Annotated in this window: 4 protein-coding genes; all 4 read left to right on the top strand. The window is 56.6% G+C overall.

The features are described from left to right. A partial coding sequence (locus F7Q90_RS25320; RefSeq protein ID WP_151161057.1) for a transposase domain-containing protein occupies positions 1 to 135 on the top strand: 135 nt, incomplete at its 5' end. Between the two features lie 46 nt (positions 136 to 181). Then, positions 182 to 919 (top strand): amino acid ABC transporter permease, encoded by a 738-nt coding sequence (locus F7Q90_RS25315; protein WP_006120746.1) that lies wholly within the window; start codon positions 182 to 184, stop codon positions 917 to 919. Then, on the top strand, positions 916 to 1,557 hold the full coding sequence (locus tag F7Q90_RS25310) for an amino acid ABC transporter permease (protein ID WP_006120747.1): 642 nt from the start codon (positions 916 to 918) through the stop codon (positions 1,555 to 1,557). Before F7Q90_RS25315 ends, F7Q90_RS25310 begins: the two co-directional genes overlap by 4 nt. After that, the gene (locus tag F7Q90_RS25305) at positions 1,557 to 2,186 is read left to right on the top strand and encodes an amino acid ABC transporter ATP-binding protein (RefSeq protein ID WP_044242559.1); all 630 of its coding nucleotides are present in this window, start codon (positions 1,557 to 1,559) and stop codon (positions 2,184 to 2,186) included. Before F7Q90_RS25310 ends, F7Q90_RS25305 begins: the two co-directional genes overlap by 1 nt. The last annotated feature ends 103 nt before the right edge of the window (positions 2,187 to 2,289 follow it).

The raw sequence follows: 2,289 nt of genomic DNA, 5'->3' as shown, positions 1-2,289 counted from the left end.
CTGATCGTCACCTGCCGGCTTAACGGCGTTGACCCCGAGACGTGGTTGCGTTACGTCATCGGTCATATACAGGACTGGCCGGTGAACCGGGTCCGCGATCTGCTGCCATGGAAGGTCGAGCTTCCCTCTGCCTGAACGTCAATACGGTCTGAATGCGACGCTTACGTTAAGGAGGCTTCCTATGCGCTATCAATGGCTGACACTCTGGCAGTATGCCGACACCTTTCTCGCCGCGACCTTGCTGACGCTTCAGGTGACGCTGCTGGCGTTTATGCTGGCGCTGGCGCTGGGATTGCTGGCTGCCGTGGCAAAAGCCGCCCGCTTTGCGCCTGTTCGCTGGCTGAGCCACGGCTATGTTGAATTTATCCGTAACACGCCCGTGCTGTTGCAAATATTCATCGTGTTCTTTGGGCTGCCTTCGCTGGGCATCACCATGAGTGCGTTTACGGCGGGTGTGCTGGCGTTGGGCATTAACGTCGGAGCCTATCTGGCCGAGATTTTCCGGGCCGGGATTCAGTCGGTTCCTAAAGGTCAGCTGGAAGCCGCCTGGATTTTGGGCATCAGCCGCCGCCAGATGTTTATCAATGTGGTCATGCCCCAGGCAGCGCGCGCGGTCTGGCCCGCTATCGTGAATAACCTGATTCAGCTGTTGCTGGGCACCTCACTGCTGTCAGCGATTGCGCTACCGGAACTGACGGGCACAGCCACCGTGATCAACGCCCGGACGCTGCTCTACATCCAGACCTTTAGCGTTGTCGCGCTGGTCTACCTGTTTCTCAGCAACCTGTTCTCGTGGTTAGGGACGGTTGCGGGACGTCGGCTGTTCATGCCACCGCTGGTCGTCGCCGTAAAAAGGCCGCTCTGGTCACAGGCCAGAAAAATGCTGTCACCTTCCGCTAAACAGGAGCCGGTCCAATGAGCGAACTGATTCTCAGCAGCCTGCCATTGTTGTGGCGCGGTCTGATAATTACGTTGTTGCTGTCGGTTGCCGCCATTGTCGGCAGTACGTTGCTTGGCCTTCTGGCCGCCGTCTTGCGGACCAGCCGTCTGCCTGTCGCCCGGCAGATTGCGGTGATCTATACCGAGCTGTTTCGCGGCACACCGGTTTTGATCACGTTGATGTTTATCTACTTTGGCGTGGCGTATTTTGGCTATGACATCAACCTGTTTGCCGCAGGCATTTTGGGGCTGAGCATTTATCAGGGCGCATACATTGCCGAGATCTTTCGTGGTGGCATTGAGGCGGTCCCGAAAGGCCAGTGGGAGGTTTCCTGGATCCTCGGCCTGTCCAGACGACAGACCTTCACCAGCGTTATCCTGCCGCAAACCCGTGGGATCGTCTTGCCCCCGCTTGTCGGCCAGTATCTGTCGCTCATCAAAGATACCTCGATTGTCAGCATGATCGGCATGTCTGAACTGATGCATCAGGGCCAGGCCATCGTTGATCGTATCGGGCAGCCGGTGCTGATTTATGGTCTGGTCGCCCTGCTCTACTTCGCGCTTTGTTACCCGCTTTCTCGCTGGGTGCAACACCAGCAAACCAGGAACCCGTTATGATGAAAAATGCAGCCATTACCCTGAGCCGGATCACGAAGTCATTCGGCGCGACTCAGGTTCTGAAAGAAATCAGTCTGGATGTCTCGCCGGGCGAGGTTCTGGTGCTGATCGGAGCGTCCGGTTCGGGTAAAAGTACGGTACTGCGCATTATGAGCGGTCTGGAAAAAGCCGACGGCGGCGAAATTTGGGTTAACGGCATACCGCTGCACGATCAAAAACGGAGTCGTGATATCTGTGGGCACGTCGGCATGGTGTTTCAGCAGTTCAATCTGTTTCCCCACAAAACGGCACTGGGCAACGTCACGCTGGCCTTGATTAAAGCCCAGAAACTCTCCGTCGCAGAGGCAAACGCGCGCGGCATGGCCGCGCTGGAACGCGTCGGACTGGCTGACCGCGCCGGCCACTATCCTTCTCAGCTTTCGGGCGGACAACAGCAACGTGTGGCTATCGCACGCGCGCTGGCGGTACAGCCCAAAATCATGTTTTTCGACGAAGCGACCTCCGCACTCGATCCCGAATTAGTCGGCGAAGTCATGGAAGTCATGCGCGGGCTGGCGCGTGAAGGGATGACCATGGTTGTGGTTACGCATGAGATGGGCTTTGCCCCTGACGAATCCCCACAAAAATGAGACAGACATAGCAAGATGTGATCTACTGATTCTTCCACAAATTCAATGGGATCACCGCTATGCCTGCCCGTAAAGTATGTCAGAATTTTTTTCAGGATGCTCT

The sequence above is a fragment of the Pantoea stewartii subsp. stewartii genome (assembly GCF_008801695.1).
Lineage (GTDB): Bacteria > Pseudomonadota > Gammaproteobacteria > Enterobacterales > Enterobacteriaceae > Pantoea > Pantoea stewartii.
The sequence above is the reverse complement of the archived record's forward strand: the minus strand, read 5'-3'. Positions and strand labels throughout refer to the sequence as shown.